Annotated in this window: 22 protein-coding genes; 4 read left to right on the top strand and 18 right to left on the bottom strand. The window is 63.8% G+C overall.

Going from position 1 to position 19,751, the window contains the following annotated elements:
* Positions 1-150: 150 nt before the first annotated feature.
* From lpdA to sdhC, 7 genes are all read right to left on the bottom strand, one after another.
* Entirely contained in the window at positions 151-1,587 is a 1,437-nt protein-coding gene (gene lpdA / locus PJW05_RS11650) for a dihydrolipoyl dehydrogenase (protein ID WP_271411854.1), read from the bottom strand.
* Positions 1,588-1,656: 69 nt separating this feature from the next.
* Positions 1,657-2,892 (bottom strand): 2-oxoglutarate dehydrogenase complex dihydrolipoyllysine-residue succinyltransferase, encoded by a 1,236-nt coding sequence (odhB, locus tag PJW05_RS11645; protein WP_271411853.1) that lies wholly within the window; start codon positions 2,890-2,892, stop codon positions 1,657-1,659.
* A gap of 43 nt (positions 2,893-2,935) precedes the next feature.
* Positions 2,936-5,767, bottom strand: a complete 2,832-nt coding sequence (locus tag PJW05_RS11640; protein WP_271411852.1) for a 2-oxoglutarate dehydrogenase E1 component — start codon at positions 5,765-5,767, stop codon at positions 2,936-2,938.
* A gap of 239 nt (positions 5,768-6,006) precedes the next feature.
* Positions 6,007-6,723: a succinate dehydrogenase iron-sulfur subunit gene (locus PJW05_RS11635; protein WP_271411851.1), complete on the bottom strand. Its 717-nt coding sequence runs from the start codon at positions 6,721-6,723 to the stop codon at positions 6,007-6,009.
* 11 nt (positions 6,724-6,734) lie between these two features.
* Positions 6,735-8,507, bottom strand: coding sequence for a succinate dehydrogenase flavoprotein subunit (gene sdhA, locus PJW05_RS11630; RefSeq protein ID WP_271411850.1), 1,773 nt, complete (start codon positions 8,505-8,507; stop codon positions 6,735-6,737).
* Between the two features lie 3 nt (positions 8,508-8,510).
* Positions 8,511-8,879 (bottom strand): succinate dehydrogenase, hydrophobic membrane anchor protein, encoded by a 369-nt coding sequence (sdhD, locus tag PJW05_RS11625; RefSeq protein WP_271411849.1) that lies wholly within the window; start codon positions 8,877-8,879, stop codon positions 8,511-8,513.
* Positions 8,873-9,247, bottom strand: a complete 375-nt coding sequence (sdhC, locus tag PJW05_RS11620; RefSeq protein WP_271411848.1) for a succinate dehydrogenase, cytochrome b556 subunit — start codon at positions 9,245-9,247, stop codon at positions 8,873-8,875. The genes sdhD and sdhC overlap by 7 nt, the downstream gene beginning before the upstream one ends.
* Before the next feature lie 362 nt (positions 9,248-9,609).
* On the opposite strand from sdhC, the gene gltA reads away from it, so the two are divergent.
* Positions 9,610-10,896 carry a citrate synthase gene (gene gltA, locus PJW05_RS11615; RefSeq protein WP_271411847.1) on the top strand — a complete coding sequence of 429 codons (1,287 nt, stop codon included), beginning with the start codon at positions 9,610-9,612 and terminating at the stop codon, positions 10,894-10,896.
* Between the two features lie 67 nt (positions 10,897-10,963).
* Here gltA and PJW05_RS11610 read toward each other — a convergent pair whose 3' ends face one another.
* Genes PJW05_RS11610 through PJW05_RS11600 form a run of 3 tightly spaced genes read right to left on the bottom strand, consistent with a single transcriptional unit; the run spans position 10,964 to position 12,754 of the window.
* The gene (locus PJW05_RS11610) at positions 10,964-11,566 is read right to left on the bottom strand and encodes an START domain-containing protein (protein WP_271411846.1); all 603 of its coding nucleotides are present in this window, start codon (positions 11,564-11,566) and stop codon (positions 10,964-10,966) included.
* 47 nt (positions 11,567-11,613) lie between these two features.
* The gene (locus PJW05_RS11605; RefSeq protein ID WP_271411845.1) at positions 11,614-11,871 is read right to left on the bottom strand and encodes a YkgJ family cysteine cluster protein; all 258 of its coding nucleotides are present in this window, start codon (positions 11,869-11,871) and stop codon (positions 11,614-11,616) included.
* Positions 11,872-11,914: 43 nt separating this feature from the next.
* On the bottom strand, positions 11,915-12,754 hold the full coding sequence (locus tag PJW05_RS11600) for a hypothetical protein (RefSeq protein ID WP_271411844.1): 840 nt from the start codon (positions 12,752-12,754) through the stop codon (positions 11,915-11,917).
* 71 nt (positions 12,755-12,825) lie between these two features.
* Here PJW05_RS11600 and PJW05_RS11595 point away from each other — a divergent pair, with 71 nt between their 5' ends.
* On the top strand, positions 12,826-13,167 hold the full coding sequence (locus PJW05_RS11595) for a DMT family protein (protein WP_271411843.1): 342 nt from the start codon (positions 12,826-12,828) through the stop codon (positions 13,165-13,167).
* Positions 13,168-13,191: 24 nt separating this feature from the next.
* Here PJW05_RS11595 and PJW05_RS11590 read toward each other — a convergent pair whose 3' ends face one another.
* Positions 13,192-14,064, bottom strand: coding sequence for an NAD(P)-dependent oxidoreductase (locus PJW05_RS11590; RefSeq protein WP_271411842.1), 873 nt, complete (start codon positions 14,062-14,064; stop codon positions 13,192-13,194).
* Between the two features lie 115 nt (positions 14,065-14,179).
* On the opposite strand from PJW05_RS11590, the gene PJW05_RS11585 reads away from it, so the two are divergent.
* Complete coding sequence (locus PJW05_RS11585; RefSeq protein WP_271411841.1) at positions 14,180-14,722, top strand: exonuclease domain-containing protein; 543 nt, start codon at positions 14,180-14,182, stop codon at positions 14,720-14,722.
* A 77-nt stretch (positions 14,723-14,799) separates the two neighbouring features.
* Entirely contained in the window at positions 14,800-15,081 is a 282-nt protein-coding gene (gene ppnP / locus PJW05_RS11580) for a pyrimidine/purine nucleoside phosphorylase (protein WP_271411840.1), read from the top strand.
* Positions 15,082-15,136: 55 nt separating this feature from the next.
* Here ppnP and murB read toward each other — a convergent pair whose 3' ends face one another.
* From murB to PJW05_RS11545, 7 genes are read right to left on the bottom strand one after another with little or no spacing between them, the layout of a single operon-like run.
* Positions 15,137-16,156 carry a UDP-N-acetylmuramate dehydrogenase gene (gene murB, locus PJW05_RS11575; RefSeq protein ID WP_271411839.1) on the bottom strand — a complete coding sequence of 340 codons (1,020 nt, stop codon included), beginning with the start codon at positions 16,154-16,156 and terminating at the stop codon, positions 15,137-15,139.
* Positions 16,153-16,617, bottom strand: a complete 465-nt coding sequence (locus PJW05_RS11570; protein WP_271411838.1) for a low molecular weight protein-tyrosine-phosphatase — start codon at positions 16,615-16,617, stop codon at positions 16,153-16,155. The genes murB and PJW05_RS11570 overlap by 4 nt, the downstream gene beginning before the upstream one ends.
* Complete coding sequence (kdsB, locus tag PJW05_RS11565; protein WP_271411837.1) at positions 16,617-17,381, bottom strand: 3-deoxy-manno-octulosonate cytidylyltransferase; 765 nt, start codon at positions 17,379-17,381, stop codon at positions 16,617-16,619. Before kdsB ends, PJW05_RS11570 begins: the two co-directional genes overlap by 1 nt.
* Positions 17,378-17,563, bottom strand: coding sequence for a Trm112 family protein (locus PJW05_RS11560; protein ID WP_077525327.1), 186 nt, complete (start codon positions 17,561-17,563; stop codon positions 17,378-17,380). Before PJW05_RS11560 ends, kdsB begins: the two co-directional genes overlap by 4 nt.
* Before the next feature lie 39 nt (positions 17,564-17,602).
* Positions 17,603-18,607 carry a tetraacyldisaccharide 4'-kinase gene (gene lpxK, locus PJW05_RS11555; RefSeq protein ID WP_271411836.1) on the bottom strand — a complete coding sequence of 335 codons (1,005 nt, stop codon included), beginning with the start codon at positions 18,605-18,607 and terminating at the stop codon, positions 17,603-17,605.
* Positions 18,607-19,053, bottom strand: a complete 447-nt coding sequence (locus tag PJW05_RS11550) for an ExbD/TolR family protein (RefSeq protein ID WP_271411835.1) — start codon at positions 19,051-19,053, stop codon at positions 18,607-18,609. The genes lpxK and PJW05_RS11550 overlap by 1 nt, the downstream gene beginning before the upstream one ends.
* A complete protein-coding gene (locus PJW05_RS11545) occupies positions 19,050-19,685 on the bottom strand; it encodes a MotA/TolQ/ExbB proton channel family protein (protein WP_271411834.1) in 636 nt (211 codons plus the stop codon). Before PJW05_RS11545 ends, PJW05_RS11550 begins: the two co-directional genes overlap by 4 nt.
* Between the last annotated feature and the right edge of the window lie 66 nt (positions 19,686-19,751).

The following is a 19,751-nucleotide window of genomic DNA, read 5'->3' as shown; positions in this document are numbered from 1 at the left end:
GTGCCGCGCCACCTGTGACTGCTGATGAAGGCAGTCCGGCGGGCTTTCCGCGGTGAGCCACGGCCTTCCGGCTGTTGCTCACGACGGGCCGCCCGCCGTGGTTCTGAATCCTGCACCGGCCCCGTGGGTGGCCTGCGCAGGAGGTGTTGCTCAGCGCTTCTTGCGGTTGGCGATGTGGATGGCGTGGCCATTCACCGCCAGGGCAGCTTCGTGCAGCGCTTCGGACAGGGTCGGGTGCGAGAAGACCATCATGCCCAGGTCTTCGGCGCTGGTGCCGAACTCCATGCCGATAGCGCCCTGCTGGACCAGTTCGGCGGCGCTCGGGCCGATCACGTGGACACCCAGTACGCGGTCGGTCTTGGCATCGGCGATGACCTTGACGAAGCCGGCGGTATCGTTGGCAGCCATGGCGCGGCCGCTGGCGGCGAACGGGAAGGTGCCGATGTTGATTTCAACGCCTTCGGCCTTCAGGGTCTGCTCGGTCTTGCCGACCCACGCGATTTCCGGGTGGGTGTAGATGACCGACGGGATCAGGTCGTAGTTCATCTGGGCTTTGTGGCCGGCGATGCGCTCGGCGACCATGATGCCCTCTTCCGAGGCCTTGTGGGCCAGCATGGCGCCGCGCACCACGTCACCGATGGCATAGACGCCGGGAACGCTGGTGGCGCAGAAATCATCGACGTAAATGAAGCCACGCTCGTCCAGGGTCACACCGCTGTCGGTAGCCAGCAGATCGGTGGTCACGGGACGACGGCCCACGGCCACGATCAGCTTGTCGAAGGTCAGTTTCTGCTCGCCTTCGGCGTCGGTGAAGTTCACAGTCACCTGCTTCTTCTTCACCTCGGAGCCAGTCACGCGGGCGCCCAGGCGGATCTTCAGACCCTGCTTGGTCAGCACCTTCATGGCTTCCTTGGAAACCTGCTCGTCGGCGGCCGGGAGGAACTTGTCCAGGGCTTCCAGAACAGTCACTTCGGCGCCCAGGCGGGCCCAGACGGAACCCAGTTCGAGGCCGATGACGCCAGCGCCGATCACACCCAGCTTCTTCGGCACGGTCTGGAAGTCCAGAGCGCCAGTGGAGTCGACGATCACGTCCTGATCGACCGGAGCCGGCGGGATGTCCACGGGCTTGGAGCCGGAGGCAAGGATCACGTTCTCGGCTTCCACGATCTGTACCTTGCCGTCGGAACCGGTCACTTCGACCTGCTTGTTGGCCAGCAGCTTGCCATGGCCTTCCAGCAGGGTCACGCCGTTGGCCTTGAACAGAGTGGCCACGCCGCCGGTCAGGTTCTTCACGATGGTGTCCTTGCGGCCGACCATGGTGGGAACGTCAATGGAAACGCCCTTGGCATCGATGCCGTGGACTTTGAAGGCCTCGTGGGCCTCATGGTACTTGTAGGAGCTGTCCAGCAGCGCCTTCGACGGAATGCAACCGACGTTCAGGCAGGTGCCGCCCAGTGCGGTCTTGCCGTCCTTGCCCTGGTACTTCTCGATGCAGGCGGTCTTCAGGCCGAGCTGAGCGGCCTTGATGGCGGCGACGTAGCCGCCGGGGCCCGCACCAATCACTACCACGTCGAATTTCTGGGTCATAACTCATTCCTTCTCGTATGAAACCGGACGGCCCCTGTATGGGGGGCCGCCGTTAAGAGAGACTGCCGATCAGACGTCGAGCAGCAGACGAGCCGGGTCTTCCAGCAGGTCCTTGATGGTGACCAGGAAGCTCACAGCTTCCTTGCCATCGATCAGGCGGTGGTCGTAGGACAGCGCCAGGTACATCATCGGCAGGATGACCACCTGGCCGTTTACGGCCATCGGGCGCTCCTGGATCTTGTGCATGCCGAGGATGGCGGTCTGCGGCGGGTTGACGATCGGGCTGGAGAGCAGCGAGCCGAACACGCCACCGTTGGAGATGGTGAAGGTACCGCCAGTCATCTCTTCGATGGTCAGCTTGCCTTCTTTGGCCTTCTTGCCGAAGTTGGCGATGCCGCCTTCGATTTCCGCCAGGCTCATGAACTCGGCGTTACGCAGCACCGGTACCACCAGGCCACGGTCGCTGGAGACGGCAACGCCGATGTCCTGGTAGCCGTGGTAGACGATGTCGTTGCCGTCGATGGAGGCGTTGACACCCGGGAAACGCTTCAGGGCTTCGGTGGCGGCCTTGACGAAGAAGGACATGAAGCCCAGGCGAACGCCGTTGTGCTTCTTCTCGAACAGGTCCTTGTACTTGGCGCGCAGGTCCATGATCGGTTTCATGTTGACTTCGTTGTAAGTCGTCAGCATGGCCATGGTGGACTGGGCTTCGACCAGACGCTCGGCGACCTTGGCGCGCAGGCGTGTCATCGGCACGCGCTTCTCGACGCGATCGCCGGCGGCGAAGATCGGGGCCTCGCCAGCCGGGGCGGCCGGCTTGGCGGCAGCGGCCGGAGCGGCAGCCGGAGCGTTCTTCTTGGCTTCAACAGCCGCAACCACGTCTTCCTTGGTCACACGACCGCCCTTGCCGGTGCCGGCGATGCTGTTCGGGTCGATGCCGTTCTCCTCGGCCAGCTTGCGGGCAGCCGGGGACAGGATGGCGTCGTCGCCAGCGGCGGCCGGCGCGGCAGCCTGAGCCGCAGGGGCAGCAGCAGGGGCAGCGGCTGCAGGAGCGGCGGCAGCCGCAGCGCCGGCGTTCAGCTTGCCGAGCAGTTCGCCGCTGAGGACGGTGTCGCCCTCGTTCTTGACGATTTCAGCCAGGACGCCGTCGGCTTCCGCCAGGACTTCCATGACCACTTTGTCGGTTTCGATGTCGACGATCAGCTCGTCGCGCTTGACCGCATCGCCCGGCTTCTTGTGCCAGGTAGCCACGGTGCCGTCGGCAACCGATTCCGGGAAAGTGGGGGCTTTGATCTCGATAGCCATTATGTAGGTTCCTATCTAATTCGGTTTCTTCTGCGCGAAGGCGTTAAACAGTAAAGGCGTCTTGCAGGAGCTTTTCCTGCTGCTCGGCGTGCATGGAAGCGTAGCCGCAGGCCGGGGCCGCCGAGCCTTCACGGCCGGCATACTCGAGGAACAGCCCCTTCTTGTGGGCCGCCGCGACGCGACGCATATGGTGCTGGCTGCAGTACCAGGCACCCTGGTTCATCGGCTCTTCCTGGCACCAGACGATGTGCTTGAGGTTCTTGTACGGCGCCAAGACCTCGGCCAGATCGTCCTCGGGGAACGGATAGAGCTGCTCGAGACGCACGATGGCAATATCTTCGCGGCCTTCGGCACGACGCTTCTCCAGCAGGTCGTAGTAGACCTTGCCGCTGCACAAGACCATACGATCGACTTTCTTCGGGTCGATCGCATCGATCTCGCCGATGACGGTCTGGAAAGAGCCTTCGGCCAGATCTTCCAGGGTCGAGATGGCCAGCTTGTGGCGCAGCAGGGACTTGGGCGTCAGCGCCACCAGCGGCTTGCGCAGCGGGCGGATCACCTGACGGCGCAGCATGTGGTAGACCTGTGCCGGGGTGGTCGGTACGCAGACCTGGATGTTGTGCTCGGCGCACAGCTGCAGGTAGCGCTCCAGACGCGCGGAGGAGTGCTCCGGCCCCTGGCCTTCATAACCGTGCGGCAGCAGCATGGTCAGGCCGCACAGACGGCCCCACTTGTGCTCGCCGCTGGTGATGAACTGGTCGATCACCACCTGGGCGCCGTTGGCGAAGTCGCCGAACTGGGCCTCCCAGATCACCAGCGCGTTCGGCGTGGTGGTGGAGTAGCCGTATTCGAACGCCAGTACCGCCTCCTCCGAGAGGTAGGAGTCGTACAGCTGGAACTTCGGCTGGTCGGCGAACAGGTGTTGCAGCGGCAGGTAGACGCTGGCGTCCTTCTGGCTGTGCAGCGCCGCATGGCGGTGCGAGAAGGTACCACGACCCACGTCCTGGCCAGTGATGCGCACCGGGTGGCCTTCGAACAGCAGGGTGGCGTAGGCCATGGTCTCGGCGTAGCCCCAGTTGATCGGCATGGCGCCGGCGCCCATCTTCTGGCGGTCTTCCAGAATCTTCGCGACCTGGCGCTGAACCACGAAGCCTTCCGGAATCTCCTGCAGCTTGGCGGAAAGCTCCTGCAGAGTCTTCAGGTCGAAACGTGTGTCGTGGCGGGCAGTCCAGGCATGGCCCAGGTACGGACGCCAGTCGACGAAGAGCTCCTTGTTGGGCTCCTTGACCAGGCTCTTGACCACATGCTGACCGTTGTCCAGGGCGGCACGGTACTCGTCCACCTTGGTCTGGATGCTGGCGGCGTCCAGCACGCTGGAGGCGCCCAGAGCGTCGGCATACAGCTCACGGGTGGTACGCTGCTTGGCGATCTGCTGGTACATCAGCGGCTGGGTGCCGCTCGGCTCGTCGGCCTCGTTGTGACCGCGGCGGCGGTAGCAGACCAGGTCAATGACCACGTCACGCTTGAACTGCATGCGGTAGTCGACGGCCAATTGGGTGACGAACAGCACCGCTTCCGGGTCGTCGCCGTTCACGTGCAGGATCGGCGCCTGGATCATCTTGGCGACGTCGGTGCAGTACTCGGTGGAACGGGAGTCTTCCGGACGGCTGGTGGTGAAGCCCACCTGGTTGTTGATGACGATGTGGATGGTGCCGCCCGTGCGATAGCCGCGGGTCTGCGACATCTGGAAGGTTTCCATCACCACGCCCTGGCCGGCGAAGGCCGCGTCGCCATGGATGGAGATCGGCAGTACCTTGTCGCCAGCCTGGTCCTGGCGGCGGTCCTGGCGGGCGCGCACGGAACCCTCGACCACCGGGGAAACGATTTCCAGGTGGGACGGGTTGAATGCCAGGGCCAGGTGTACTTCACCGCCCGGGGTCATGACGTTGGACGAGAAGCCTTGGTGGTACTTCACGTCACCGGAGGACAGGCCCTCGGTTTTCTTCCCTTCGAACTCGTCGAACAGGTCGCGCGGGTTCTTGCCGAAGGTGTTGACCAGAACGTTCAGTCGGCCACGGTGGGCCATGCCGATGACGATTTCCTTCAGGCCATAGGAGCCGGAGCGCTGGATGATCTCGTCCAGCAGCGGGATCAGGCTCTCGCCGCCTTCCAGGCCGAAGCGTTTGGTGCCCGGGTACTTGGTGCCCAGGTACTTCTCCAGGCCTTCGGCAGCAGTCAGGCGCTCCAGCAGGTGGCTCTGCACTTCCGGCGAAAACGCAGGACGGCCGCGCACGCTTTCCAGGCGCTGCTGGAACCACTTGCGCTGTTCGGAATCGACGATGTGGGTGAATTCGGCGCCGATGGTGCGGCAATACGTCTCGTTGAGGGTCTGCTGAATCTCGCGCAGAGTAGCCTCTTCCTTGCCGATGTAGAGCTCGCCAGTGCGGAAGGTGGTATCGAGGTCGGCATCGGTCAGTCCGTAGTGACGGATCGACAGGTCGGCCGGAACCGGACGCTGCCAGAGGCCAAGCGGATCGAGCTTGGAAGCCTGGTGGCCGCGCATGCGGAAAGCCTGGATCAGACGCAGGACTTCGACCTGCTTCTTCTCGTGCTCACTGCTTACCGCACCAGCGGACACCGGCTGGGCGCGGCGCTGATTCTTGGCGAGCAGGACGAAATGATCGCGGACGGTGGAGTGCGAAACGTCAGTGGCAAGACCGCCGTCGGTCGGCAGCTTCTGGAAGTAGGTGCGCCACTCTTCGGGCACAGCGTTGGGATCGTGCAGGTAGAGCTCGTAGAGCTCCTCCACATAGGCAGCGTTACCACCGGACAGGTGGCCACTGTTCCACATGCGCTGCATTTCGCTTTCTTGCATGCTTTGTCACCCTCGATAAGGGGACGCCATCGGCGTGGACACTACAGGGCTCACAAGTCCTGGCACAGCGACTGAAGCCACCAAGGATCCCGCAGATAGTCCGGGCACCAGCCCGGTTGCCCCTGCTGGTCATCTATATATTTTTCAAATAAGGAATACGGCTTTGTGGGCTGCGTTCCTGGTTTCACTGCGGCACCGGCAAAGCCGGCACCGCAGGTGTTGCGGGTACAGCAATCGAATCAGGTACCGCTTTGCAGCAGCATGTTGCGCACATGACCGATCGCCTTGGTCGGGTTAAGACCCTTCGGGCAAACGTTCACGCAGTTCATGATGCCGCGGCAACGGAACACACTGAACGGGTCATCCAGCGCAGCCAGTCGCTCTTCGGTCTTGGTGTCGCGGCTGTCGGCCAGGAAACGGTAGGCCTGCAGCAGCGCGGCCGGACCCAGGAACTTGTCCGGATTCCACCAGAAGGACGGGCAAGAGGTCGAGCAACAGGCGCACAGGATGCACTCGTACAGACCGTCCAGCTTCTCGCGCTCTTCCGGGGACTGCAGACGCTCGATGGCCGGAGCCGGAGTCTCGTTCTGCAGGAAGGGTTTCACCTTCTCGTATTGCTTGTAGAAGATGCTCATATCGACAACCAGGTCACGGATGACCGGCAGCCCCGGCAGCGGGCGAATCACCAGCTTGCCGCCCTTCAGACCGGCAGCGGACAGCGGCGTGATGCACGCCAGGCCGTTCTTGCCGTTGATGTTCATGCCGTCGGAACCGCAGACGCCTTCACGGCAGGAGCGACGGTAGGAGAAACCTTCGTCCTGCTCCTTGATCAGGGCCAGCACGTCGAGAACCATCACGTCCTTGCCGCCGGTATCGATCTGGAAGTCCTGCATGGCCGGAGCGCTGTCGCGCTCCGGGTTGTAGCGATAGACGCTGACAGTGAGAGTGTTGGACATGTCGGCCACCCTTAATAAGTACGTACTTTGGGTTCGAACGCCGGAACGGTCTTCGGCGCGAAGTTGACAGCGCGTTTGGCGACACGCTTCTCACCCGGGAAGTACAGGGTGTGGCACAGCCAGTTCTCGTCGTCGCGGTCTTCGAAGTCTTCACGGGCATGGGCGCCACGGGACTCTTTACGGACTTCCGCGGCGATGGCGGTGGCTTCGGCGACTTCCAGCAGGTTCTGCAGCTCCAGCGCCTCGATGCGCGCGGTGTTGAAAGCCTGGGACTTGTCGTTGATCTTGACGTTGGCGATGCGCTCACGCAGCTCGGCCAACTGGGCGATGCCCTTCTGCATGTATTCGCCGGTACGGAATACACCGAAGTAGTTCTGCATGCACTGCTGCAGCTCGCGCTTCAGCGGGGCGACTTCTTCGCCGCTGGTACGCTCGTTGACACCGGACAGACGCTTGAGGGACAGCTCGAGATCGGTCTCGCTGGCGCCGCGCGCCTCGATACCTTCCTTGAGCGCCTTCTCCAGGTGCAGACCGGCGGCACGACCGAACACGACCAGGTCGAGCAGCGAGTTGCCGCCCAGACGGTTGGCACCGTGTACCGATACGCAAGCCACTTCGCCCACGGCGAACAGGCCTTCGACGATGGTGTCGTTGCCGTTGGCGTCCTGGGTGATGGCCTGGCCATGAATGTTGGTGGCAACGCCGCCCATCATGTAGTGGCAGGTCGGGATGACCGGGATCGGCGCGACGACCGGGTCCACGTGCGCGAAGGTCTTGGACAGTTCGCAGATGCCGGGCAGGCGGCTGTGCAGGACTTCCTCACCGAGGTGGTCGAGCTTCAGCAGCACGTGGTCCTTGTTGGGACCCACGCCGTTGCCGGCGATCACTTCCTTGACCATGGAACGGGCGACCACGTCGCGGCCGGCCAGGTCCTTGGCGTTGGGAGCGTAACGCTCCATGAAACGCTCACCATGGGCATTGATCAGGTAGCCACCCTCGCCGCGGCAACCTTCGGTCACCAGCACGCCAGCACCGGCGATGCCGGTCGGGTGGAACTGCCACATTTCGATATCCTGGACCGGAACGCCAGCACGCAGGGCCATGCCCACGCCGTCGCCGGTGTTGATCAGGGCGTTGGTGGTGGAGGCGTAGATACGGCCAGCACCGCCGGTGGCCAGAACCACGGCCTTGGAGCGGATGTAGACGGTTTCGCCGGTCTCGATGCAGATGGCGATGATGCCGACCACGGCGCCGTCCTGGTTCTTCACCAGGTCGACGGCGTACCACTCGTTGAGGAACGAAGTACCGCTCTTCAGGTTGGCCTGGTACAGGGTGTGCAGCAGGGCATGACCGGTACGGTCGGCCGCGGCACAGGTACGGGCAGCCTGGCCACCCTTGCCGAAGTCCTTGGACTGACCGCCGAACGGACGCTGATAGATGCGACCTTGCTCGGTACGGGAGAACGGCAGCCCCATGTGCTCCAGCTCGAACACGGCCTCCGGACCAACGGAGCACATGTATTCGATGGCGTCCTGGTCACCGATGTAGTCGGAACCCTTGACGGTGTCGTACATGTGCCAGCGCCAATCGTCGTTCGGGTCGGCCGAAGCGATGGCGCAGGTGATGCCGCCCTGGGCGGAAACGGTGTGGGAACGGGTCGGGAAGACCTTGGTCACCACGGCGGTCTTGTGGCCGCCCTGGGCCAGTTGCAGCGCGGCACGCATGCCGGCGCCGCCGCCACCTACGATGATGGCGTCGAAAGAGAGAGTACGAATGCTAGACATGGATCACACACCCCAGAGAATCTGCACGCCCCAGACGAAGAACGCGAACATGGCAATGCCGCATACCGCCTGGAACAGGAAACGCACGACAGTCGCCGACTTGCCCAGCGCCATGGGCGTCAGGTAGTCGGTGGAGATGGTCCACATGCCGACCCAGGCGTGAACGCTCAGGGCGACCAGGGCCAGCAAGCTGAAGATGCGCATCGCGGTGTGGGAGAACAGACCGTGCCATTCGGCATAGGTCAGACCCGGATTGAACAGCAGGTAGCCCAGCAGGAAAAGGAAATAAGCCGCAAGAACGACCGCAGAAACGCGCTGGGCCATCCAGTCGTAGAGGCCCGAACGCGAGAAGTTCGTAACGTTGGTTACCATACCCACACCCCCAGCAGCACGATCAGCACCGCAGAAACTACGATGACGATTTTCGAGCCCAGCTTGCCGCCCTCGAGCGTCTCGCCGACGCCCGCATCCATTACCAAGTGGCGCACACCGGCAACCAGGTGGTAAAGCAGTGCGGACAGGAGGCCCCAAATCACCAGCTTGGCCAGCGGACTGGTCAGGCACGCCTTGACCTGCTCGAAGCCTTCCTCGGAGCTCAGCGACTTGTCGAGCGCGAACAGCAGCACGGCAATGCCGAAAAAGAGGATGACGCCGGAGATACGATGCAGGATGGACGTGTAAGCAGTGACGGGGAGTTTGATGGTCCTGAGATCTAGGTTTACAGGTCGTTGGCTATTCACGGCTTTTTTTTCACACTGAGGCCCCTAACAAACAGGGCAAGTTGTCGGGAAGTGCACTGATCAGGTACCCCTCACCAAAGGGAGTGCCGACCTCCAGAATATGGGCTTTAGGCCCCTGGCGATCGGGCGCTGAGTATAGACAGTTAGCTGACTAATGACAATGCGAAGTCCTGCCCCTAAAAGCGGATTGCACTCCCTATATAAAAGGCGTAAACAGCCCCTCCTTTTCCGTCGAAAAACCCACGCAAACCCCACTGCCACATGGGTTTCTTCAAATTGACATTCGGATTTATACCTCTATAGTGTCCCGGGCCCTGCGTGGGGGGCTGTCTGATGATTTCAAGCATAACTAGGAGGCCGCTATGGCTGACAAAAAAGCGCAGTTGATCATCGAGGGCGCAGCCCCCGTAGAGCTGCCCGTTCTGTCCGGTACCATGGGACCCGATGTAGTCGATGTGCGGGGCCTGACCTCCACGGGCTGCTTCACCTTTGATCCTGGCTTTATGTCGACCGCCTCTTGCGAGTCGAAGATCACCTACATCGACGGCGACAAGGGCGTACTGCTGCATCGTGGCTATCCGATCGAGCAGCTGGCAGAAAGATCCGACTACCTCGAAACCTGCTTCCTGCTGCTGAACGGCGAACTGCCGACCGCCGAGGAGAAGGTCAGGTTCGTCGGCACCATCAAGAACCACACCATGGTTCACGAGCAGCTGAAGAGCTTCTTCAACGGCTTTCGTCGCGACGCCCACCCGATGGCGATCATGTGCGGCGTAGTGGGCGCCCTCTCCGCCTTCTACCACGACTCCCTGGACATCAATAACCCGCAACACCGCGAAGTTTCGGCGATGCGCCTGATCGCCAAGATGCCGACCATTGCGGCGATGGCCTACAAGTACTCCATGGGCCAACCCATGATGTACCCGCGTAACGACCTGAACTACGCGGAAAACTTCCTGCACATGATGTTCAACACCCCGGCCGAGATCAAACCGATCAGCCCGGTGCTGGCCCAGGCCATGGACCGCATCTTCATCCTGCATGCGGACCACGAGCAGAACGCCTCCACCTCCACCGTCCGCCTGGCGGGCTCCTCCGGCGCCAACCCCTTCGCCTGTATCGCCGCCGGCATCGCGGCCCTCTGGGGCCCGGCCCACGGTGGTGCCAACGAAGCCGTGCTGACCATGCTCGACGAAATCGGCGACGTGTCGAACATCGACAAGTTCGTGGCCAAGGCCAAGGACAAGAACGATCCGTTCAAGCTGATGGGCTTCGGCCACCGCGTCTACAAGAACTTCGACCCGCGCGCCAAGGTCATGAAGCAGACCTGCGATGAAGTGCTGGCCGAACTGGGCATCAATGACCCGCAACTCGAACTGGCCATGAAGCTGGAAGAGATCGCGCGCAACGATCCTTACTTCAAGGAGCGCAACCTCTACCCGAACGTGGACTTCTACTCGGGCATCATCCTGAAGGCGATCGGCATTCCGACCAGCATGTTCACCGTGATCTTCGCGCTGGCCCGCACCGTCGGCTGGATCTCGCACTGGAAGGAAATGCTCTCCAGCCCGTACAAGATCGGCCGTCCGCGCCAGCTGTACACCGGCCAGGAGCAGCGCGAGTTCATCTCGCTGGAGGCACGCAAGTAAGACTTGCGCCCCCAATGAAAAAGGCTGCCGATCGGCAGCCTTTTTTATTTCGACTTCGTCTAGCCTTTCAGCGCTTTTCCGCCCGTTGACGCATCGCTTTCAACGTATTGAAGGGCGCATCGACGACAAAGCTGTTCGCCAGCCATGACGGCACACTGCCACCCGGCTCAGTGTGCAACTCATAGGTTACCTCCACCTCCCCTGCGCCCTTCGGTACCAGCTTCCAGAGCCCCTTCACCTCGGTCACCCGAACGTAGCCGGTGGACTCAGGCAGGTACTCGGGCACCCCTTCGAGCAGGCGCGTCACACTGCCGTCGGCACCAAGCTCGGAGGTGACCTGAATCACCGAATCCCGGTGCATCACCGGCCAGGGCGTGTTGAAACGCGTATAGGTCCAGCTCTGCGCCCCCTCGGTCTTGAGCAGCTTCTGCTCCTCGCATTCGTGGATCCAGGCGCAGGAACCGGCGACGTCCTCCTGCAGCGCACGCAGGGTGGCAATATCCGTCTTCATGGTAACGACGCCCCGGTAGGCCTTGTACCTGGAGCCAGGAACCTCGCTGAGGAAGACGCGAATGCCATCCTCGTCCCTGGCCAGCTCCCAGCCCTCAGCATGAACGCTGGACGCCGCGAGCAGTCCCAACGCACAGAGCACCACGCCCCTGATTCCCATGATCCCTCCTTGCACGAATGTGGCAGGCGATTCGCCCGCCTGGTGATTCAGGCCGCCGAGGTTGCCTGCTCAAGCCAGCCGATCAGACGGATGGCGTCCTCCCGGCTGTCGCCGCAGACCTCGGGATCAGCGTCGAAATCGCTGCAGACTGCCGGACGGCGCGGATCACCGAACAGCTGACAGAGATTCTCCGCGGACAGATGCGCACAGCGCTCGCCCGCCGGCTTCCCCTTGGGCATACCGGGCAACGGGGAACTGATGGATGGCGCTATGCAGCAGGCACCACAGCCCGGGCGGCAGAGCATGACGAAACACCTCGGAACGACGGTTCGGATTCAAACGCCCATTTTACTTGGGTGTACGCGGCGTGGACACGGCCTCGAGCACCGAAGCCCAATGCGCACGCAGCTCCTCCAGGCTGTCGCCCTTGTAGATATGCGCCATGAGTCGCCCTGCATGCACCTCCAGCCCTACACGCCGCGGGTCGCGCAGGTCGAACAACTGGTAGGCGTCAGACTGGCTGTGGAATGCCCGCAAGCGCGAAGTGACATAGATCCCCTGGCTCGTGGCGGCGCGCCGACCATGCCCTGTCGCAGGTACCGACACGCGCCGTCCCGACAGGTCGTAGGCGCCGGACGGCTCGCCAAGGCCGAAGACCTGCTCCCCCTCTTCCCGGCGCCAGGTCAGGTAAAGCCGGTTCAACTCCGGCTTTTCAAGGTTCACGGTCAGCGTCAGGCCGCGCTCACCGTCATCTTCCAGAACCACCAGATAGCGACTCAGACTGCCGTCCGAACAGCGCAGGAACCCTTTCAGCTGGAGCCTGCCCCCCAACCTTTCGAATGACTCGAGACTCTGCTCGCGACACAAGCGTTCACGCCGATCCCGCGGCATGCGCCCCGGCTCGAGCGGAGCGGACACCACCTGCCCCGTGCCCGCGGCCAGGAAACCGCCTTCGATCGCCCAAAGCACCTTGTCTGGCCGCCCCTGCGGATGAACCACGCCCCCCTGGCCACGCCAGGACAACCGGTAGCGACCGAAATCGAAGTCTCGCGCCAGTGTGAACGCCGGCGGCAGGTGCAGTTCGGCGATCACTGCCTCCTTGCGCCAAGCATCGATACCACGCAGCAGCGCAATCGCGATGCCAAGCAACACCAGAACCACCAACCCCAATCCACGCCAGACGGCCATGGTTCGCCCCTTTCCTTGAGAATCTTCACCCATTAGGCTTGCGCATCTTTTCCGCCCCCGAGCCCCAGATCATGCCGGTATGGATGCAGACCGCCGCCCTGCTTACCCTGTCCAACGTCTTCATGACCTTCGCCTGGTATGGCCATCTCAAGACGCTCAATACCAAGCCCTGGATCATCGCGGCGCTGATCAGCTGGGGCATCGCCCTGTTCGAGTACCTGATCATGGTGCCGGCCAACCGGATCGGTTACACCGAGCTACCGGTCGGCCAGCTGAAGATCATGCAGGAAGTGATCACCCTGGCCGTCTTCGTTCCCTTCAGCGTGCTCTACATGCAGCAGCCGCTGAAACTGGATTATCTATGGGCGGGAATGTGCCTGCTGGGCGCCGTCTACTTCATTTTCCGCAGCTAGTACACCTGCTTTTTCCTCGAATGGCTAAGCAGGCCTTTTCAGCCGCGCGATCAGGCTTGAGGTATCCCAGCGCCCGCCACCCATGGCCTGGACCTCGGCATAGAACTGGTCGACCAGCGCCGTCACCGGCAACTGCGCGCCATTGCGCGCAGCCTCGTCCAGCACGATGGACAGATCCTTGCGCATCCAGTCCACGGCAAAGCCAAAGTTGAAACTGCCGTCCAGCATGCTCTGGTGGCGGTGTTCCAGCTGCCAGGACTGGGCGGCCCCCTTGCCGATCACCTCCATAGCGCCCTGGGCATCCAGACCCGCGCACTGGGCGAAGTGGAGCGCCTCGGCCAGCCCCTGCAACAGGCCGCCGACACAAATCTGGTTGACCATCTTGGTCAGTTGACCGCTGCCCACCGGGCCCATGCGGCGAATCATCTTGGCGTAGCTGTCGATCACCGGCGCGGCACGGTCGAAGAACGCCTGCTCGCCCCCCACCATGACCGACAACATGCCCGCTTCGGCACCGGCCTGGCCGCCGGACACCGGTGCATCGAGGAAGCCCAGTTCACGCTCGGCGGCCAGCACGGCCATTTCCCGCGCCACGTCAGCGGAGGCGGTGGTGTGGTCCACCAGAATCGAACCGGGCGCCATACCGGCAAATGCGCCGTCCGGCCCCAGCAATACCGCGCGCAAATCAGCATCGTTACCGACGCAGACCATCACGAATTCCGCACCCTCGGCCGCCTCGCGCGGCGTGGCGAACGCGTCGCCGGCGAACTCGTCGCACCAGAGCTTGAGCCTGCCCGGCGTACGGTTGTAGACCCGCACCGAATGACCTTCACATGCCAGGTGTCCGGCCATGTTGAAGCCCATCACCCCCAGACCGATGAACGCTACTTCAGCCATTGTTGTTCTCCTTCGTCGACCTGCGGAAAAGCCTAACACGCAGTTTGCCGACCCGCGAAAGCACCACCATACTCGCACCAGGCTGGCCCCGGCCGCCCCTGCCAAGGAGACCCCCATGCCGCATTGGCTGGTCATTGACCTGGAAGCCACCACCGAGGAAGGAGGCTGGCCTCTTGAAGAAATGGAAATCATCGAAATCGGTGCAACCCTGGTCCGCACGGACGGTCATGAGGTGGACCATTTCCAGCGTTTCGTGCGCCCCGCGCGCCGGCCCTGCCTCACCGGCTTCTGCCGCCAGCTCACCCACATCGACCAGGCCGACGTGGACGGCGCAGCGAGCCTGCCCCAGGTCTGGCAGGCCTTCGAGCGCTGGCTCGCGCACCACAGCCCGCGCCTGGCGGGCTGGGCGAGCTGGGGGGACTACGACCGCCGCCAACTGGAGCAGGAATGGCAGTTGCACGGTCTGCACAGCCAGTTGACCGCAATCCCCCACCTGAACCTCAAGCAGCGCTTCGCCGAGGTGCGCCAGCTCCAGCGGGCCGTGGGTCTGCATACCGCACTGCAACTGGCCGGACTGCATTTCCAGGGACGGCAGCACCGCGCCCTGGAAGACGCACGCAACACCGCGCGCCTGCTACCGCTGGTGCTGCCCGCCTGAAACCCCCGCCCTAGTGACGCCCGGACCGACCTTGGGCATACTGTCGAGCCCTTTCAGACCCCCTCCAGGAGCCCAGCATGTTCAAGGTCAACGAGTACTTCGACGGCACCGTCAAATCCATCGCCTTTGGCATGAGCGAAGGCCCGGCCACCATTGGCGTAATGGCCGCGGGCGAATACGAATTCGGCACCAGCCAACTGGAAGTGATGCACGTCATCGCCGGCGCCCTGACCGTGAAGCTGCCGGGTAGCGAGAACTGGGAAACCTTCGCCGCCGGCAGCAAGTTCACCGTTCCGGCAAACAGCAAATTCCAGCTGAAAGTCGCCCAGGACACCGCCTACCTCTGCGAATACCGCTAAGTTGGCACCACGAAAAAACCGGCCCATTGGCCGGTTTTTTCATTTCCGGGGCACCTCAGATCAGATTCGGCTCCATCTCCAGCGCGACCCCGAATTTCGCCTCGATATCCGCCTGGATACGCTGGGCCAGGCCATGCAGCTGTTCGCCGGTCGCTGCCCCGTAGTTCACCAGCACCAGAGCCTGCAGCCGGTGCACCCCGGCGTCGCCTTCGCGAAAGCCCTTCCAGCCGGCGCGCTCGATCAGCCAGCCAGCAGCCAGCTTCACCTGCCCACCAGGCTGCGGATAGGCCACCAGATCCGGATGCTCGCCACGCAGTCTCCGGGCCAATTCGGCGCTCACCAACGGGTTCTTGAAGAAACTTCCGGCATTACCCAGCTCGGCCGGGTCCGGCAGTTTCTCGCTACGGATCGCACAGATGGCACGGCTGACGTCCATGGGCGTCGGCGCCTCGATGCCGTTCGCCTGCAGACGCTGACGCACCGGGCCGTAATCCAGATGCAACTGCGGCGACCGGCTGAGGTTGAAGCGCACGCGCAGGATCAGCCAACGGCCCGCCTCACGCTTGAACAGGCTGTCGCGATAGGCAAACTGGCAGTCCTCCAGGCCGAACTCGCGCAACTCGCCGGATTCCCGGTCCAGCGCGGTCAGACCAGCGAAAACATCCTTCAGCTCGACGCCATAGGCGCCAATGTTCTGCATCGGCGCGGCCCCCACGGTGCCGGGGATCAGGCTGAGGTTCTCCAGACCGCCCAGGCCCTGCTCCAGGGTCCGGAGCACCAGGGGATGCCAGGGCTCGCCGGCTTCGGCCTCGAGCAGGACGTTCACGCCATCGTCGGCCAGCACACGGATGCCATGGCTGGCCATGCGCAGCACCAGCGCCTCGACGTCACGGGTGAGCAGCAGATTGCTCCCGCCGCCGATCACCAGCAGCGGCAGACCGCGCTGGGCGGCGAGGGCAAGCCCTTCACGCACCTGCACGTCGGTGCGTGCCTCGGCGAACAGCCGCGCCTTCACGTCGACGCCAAAGCTGTTGTAGGGCTTGAGGGAGACGTTCTCGAAAAGTGCCAGGCTCACAGGCGCCCCTTGATTTCCAGGATCAGGGCATCGCAAGCCTGCTCCACCAGGTCGAGCACCTGCTCGAAGCCTTCCTCACCGCCGTAGTAAGGGTCCGGCACCTCGTCCAGCGCCAGCTGGTATCGGCGCAGGAACAGGTCCAGCTCGGCGATCGCGCTGCCAGGACGCAACCGGCGCAGGTTGGACAGGTTGCTCTCGTCCATCGCCAGGATCAGGTCGAACTGGCCGAAGTCGTCGACCGACACCTGCCGGGCACGCAGCGGCGACAGGTCATAGCCTCGACGCTGCGCCGCCACGCGGGTACGCGCATCCGGCGCCTTGCCCACGTGCCAGTCGCCGGTGCCGGCGGAGTCCACGCGCACCCGCTCTGCCAGCCCGGCTTCGCGCAGCTTGTGCCGCAGGACACCTTCCGCGGTGGGCGACCGGCAAATGTTGCCAAGGCATACGAAGAGAACGCGCATCAGGCCCCCAGCAAGCGCCGGACGCGCTCCAGGTCTTCCGGGGTATCAACACCCGCAGGCGGCGCTTCCAGGGCATCCGCGACGTGGATGCGCACGCCGTGCCACAGCGCGCGCAGCTGCTCCAGGCACTCGGTGTTCTCCAGCCAACACGGGCCCCAGGCGACGAAGTCGTGGAGAAAGCCCGCACGGTAGGCGTAGATGCCGATGTGGCGGCGATACGGCACCTCGTCCGGCAACTGGTCACGGCTGGAAGCGAAGGCGTCACGGGCCCACGGCAGCGGCGCACGACTGAACGTCAGAGCCAGGCCATTGAGGTCTGCGGCCACTTTCACCACGTTGGGATTGAACAGCGCCTGGACGTCCCGGATCGGCTCGGCCAGGGTGGCGATGCCCGCTTCCGGGTGCGCCGCTAGGTTCGCCGCGACCTGATCGATGATGGCCGGCGGGATCAGCGGTTCGTCACCTTGCACGTTGACCACGATGGCATCGCTGGCCAGACCGAGGTGGCTGGCCACTTCGGCCAGGCGGTCGGTGCCGGAGTTGTGATCGACGCGGGTCAGCAGCACTTCGGCGCCGAATGCCTGGCAGGCCTCGACGATACGCACATCGTCAGTGGCGACCACCACGCGTTGGGCCGCGCTGCGCCGTGCCTGTTCCCAGACGTGCTGGATCATCGGCTTACCGGCGATGTCCTGCAGCGGCTTGCCCGGCAAGCGGGTGGACGCGTAGCGGGCAGGGATGACGACGGTGAAGGCCCGGGTCATTTGTCCAGCCGCTCGTCGACATTCAGGGTGCGCGCCTCACCTTCCAGCATCACCGGAATGCCGTCGCGCACCGGGAAGGCCAGGGCGTCGGCCTTGCAGATCAGCTCGCTCTTGTCGTCGGCCAGCTTCAGCGGGCCCTTGCACAGGGGGCAGGCGAGAATATCGAGGAGTTTCGGGTCCATGAGTGAATCCTTGAGACGGCAGCCCTAGGGCTGCCTGGGTTAGAAGCGGTTCGGCAGCAGGCGGGCCAATTGCCCGTCGAACCAAGCGACGAAGGCCGGCGACGGCACGGCATCGACCGCCAGGTACCACCAGTCGCTGGCCGCGAAGGCCCGGCACTTCACCGCATCCTTCTCGGTCATCAGCAGCGGCAGCGACGGTGCGAAATCCAGGGCCTGGGGACTGAAGACTGCATGATCGGAGAAGGGGTGCGGAATCGGGCGCCAGTTTAGCGCCTCCAGGGTCCTGAAGAAACGCTGCGGGTTGCCAATGCCGGCCACCGCGTGAACGGCCTGGCCCGCTGGAAAATGTTCCAGGCCCACGCGCTCGCCGCTGCGCAGGTTGACCAGCGCGCTGGGTTGCAGCCGAAAGGCGAAACCCTCAACGGAATCGGCCTCGGCGCCGTTGCGCAGCACCGCGTCCACCGAATCCAGGCGCTCGGCCGGTTCGCGCAGAGGGCCGGCCGGCAGGCAACGTCGATTGCCGAGACCACGGGCGGCGTCGATCAGCACCAACTCCAGATCGCGCCCCAGCCGATAGTGCTGCAGACCATCGTCGCTGAGAATCAGGTCCAGCGGCTCCTGCTCCAGCAGCGCCCGAACCGCGCGGGAACGGTCCGGGTCGATCATCAGCGGCACACCACTGCGCTGCACGAGCAGCAGCGGCTCGTCGCCGGCCTGCTCCGCCGGCTGGTCGGCGCACACCCGCCAGGGCAACCGTGGCGGCTTGGCGCCGTAGCCGCGACTGACCACGCCAACGCGCAGCCCACGGGCGCGGCAGTGCTCGATGAGCCAGAGAATCATGGGGGTCTTGCCGGTGCCGCCGACGGTGATATTGCCCACCACGATGAGCGGCACCGGCGGTCGGTAGCTGTCACCCTGCCCCGCCAGGAAGGCAGCGCGCTTGCGCTGCGCCACCCCACGATAGAGCCATTCCAGCGGCGCCAGCAGGCCGAGGGCCGGATGCCCCCGGTACCAGGCGTCCAGCAGGCGGTCGGAGAAGGCCATCAGGGTTGCTTGGCCGCGTCAGACTCGATGGTGGTCATGCGCAGGTGGCTGAAACCCAGCTTGCCCGCGGCATCCATGGCGGTGATCACCGACTGGTGGGTGGTGCGGGCATCAGCGGTGATCACCAGCGGCAGGCTGTTGTCCCCCTCCGACTCGCGGCCCAGGGCGGCGATCAGCGTCGCCAGGTCGCTTTTCACCAGGCTCTGACCATTGAGCGAGTACTGGCCGTCGGCAGCGATGCTGAGTTCCAGGGTCTTCAGCTGGGTCTCTTCCGGCGGCGTACCGCTGACCGCCTCGGGCAACTCGATCTTCAGTTGGCTGGGCTTGCTGAAGGTGGTGGTGACCACGAAGAACAGCAGCAACACGAAAATCACGTCGATCAGCGACGTCAGGTTGAGGAACACCTCTTCGCGGGCGATGTTGCCCGCCCGGCGACGGAACTTCACGCTTTGGCTTCCTCTGCGAAGTCGACCTCGCGGTCGCCCTGGACCACTTCCACCAGCTTGATCGCTTCCTGTTCCATGGCGACCACCAACTCGTCGACACGGCGCAGCAGGTAACGATGGAAGAACACCGCCGGAATAGCCACGACCAGGCCGGCGGCCGTGGTCACCAGGGCTTTGGCGATACCGCCGGCGAGCACCGGCGCGTTGGCCATGCCGTTGTCCATGAAGCCGCTGAAGATTTCGATCATGCCGAATACCGTGCCCAGCAGGCCCAGCAACGGCGCCATGGCAGCGATGGTACCCAAAGCATTGAGGTAGCGTTCCAGCTCATGGATGACCCGGCTGGCGGCCTCTTCGATGCACTCCTTCATGATCTCGCGGCCATGCTTGGAATTGGCCAGCCCTGCCGCCAACACTTCCCCCAGGGGGGAGGAGGCACGCAGCTCCTTGAGCTTCTGGCCATTCAATTGCTTGTCCTTGATCTGGCGCCAGACCTGGCCCAGCAGATGCGGCGGCGAGACCCGGCTGAGGCGCAGGGTCCACAGGCGTTCAGCAATGATGGCGGTGGCGGCGATGGAACACAGAACGATCGGCAGCATCATCCAGCCACCGGCTTTGACCAACTCCCACACGGTAGGAAATCCCCTTCGGAAAAGTGGCGCCACTCTAGCATAGGGTCGGTCCCTGCCGACCGCCGC

The organism is Pseudomonas sp. Q1-7 (assembly GCF_028010285.1).
Classification (GTDB): Bacteria; Pseudomonadota; Gammaproteobacteria; order Pseudomonadales; family Pseudomonadaceae; genus Metapseudomonas.
This window is presented reverse-complemented; position numbering and strand designations above follow the sequence as displayed.